1 protein-coding gene is annotated in these 877 nt (G+C 35.5%); it reads right to left on the bottom strand.

The features are described from left to right. Window positions 1-50: 50 nt before the first annotated feature. Window positions 51-806, bottom strand: coding sequence for a hypothetical protein (locus GQR38_RS19950; RefSeq protein WP_165723111.1), 756 nt, complete (start codon window positions 804-806; stop codon window positions 51-53). Window positions 807-877: the final 71 nt, after the last annotated feature.

Below are 877 nucleotides of genomic sequence, written 5' to 3'. Positions count from 1 at the left end.
GCATGATGGGTGGTGTGGGGGCTGGAGGTTAGAGACCTCCGGCTACCCGATTAGATGTATAATTTACACTTTACTGTTTTTCTAAATGCTTTATATGTATTCGTTGTTTCTTTAGTTAGCTTATTAAGTGTTTTTGAAAAATCTGTATATGCGATATCCGCTTCACGATCTGACCTACCGCCTCGTTCTTCATTTAGGTCTGGATGTAAGCAATACCGTGGGTCTTCCATTTTAATATGATTAGGGTGAGTCCAAAAATGACAAGAACACCACTGCATTTGTTCAGTTAAAGCTATTACAAATTTTTCCAGTGCTTGATTAAGTTCAGGATCAATAAACTCATATTTGCTTTCTTCTGCGAAGAAATATACAGGATAAACCTTAGATTTCGAGCTAGATGTAAATGAGTGGTCAGTTTCTATGGTATCTATATAGTTTAATAAATCTCGCTCTCTAAGGTTTACATCTATTTCTTGAAACACCTTAACGTCGTGATCTAATTCACGTGTTTTAGATAGTGTAATATCTGCTGTTTTATTACGATTTTCAATAGCTGTTGTATATTCAAATATTGATGTGGTCACGAGGTGATAAAACAAACCTAAAGCGATAGTAAAAACACCCAAAAGGCTATTATCTGCTGTATTTAAGTTCATCGAATAGTTGATATTAAGAAAAGAAACTAGAATGTCCTGCCAAAGTGGCGTTGATAAGAGAACCACGCCTGAACCAACGACCAGCCATGTGATTTTATTATAAAATTTGGGTCTTAATAAATTAATTAGGGAAACTAGTTTTTCGAACACCTATATATCCTTATACATCTAACGCCGTTTTAAGCGGCAAATTACAGTTGGCTAAAATAAGTGAGGCACGA

Source organism: Pseudoalteromonas sp. c7(2019) (assembly GCF_011378625.1).
Taxonomy (GTDB): Bacteria; Pseudomonadota; Gammaproteobacteria; order Enterobacterales; family Alteromonadaceae; genus Pseudoalteromonas; species Pseudoalteromonas arctica.
This window is presented reverse-complemented; position numbering and strand designations above follow the sequence as displayed.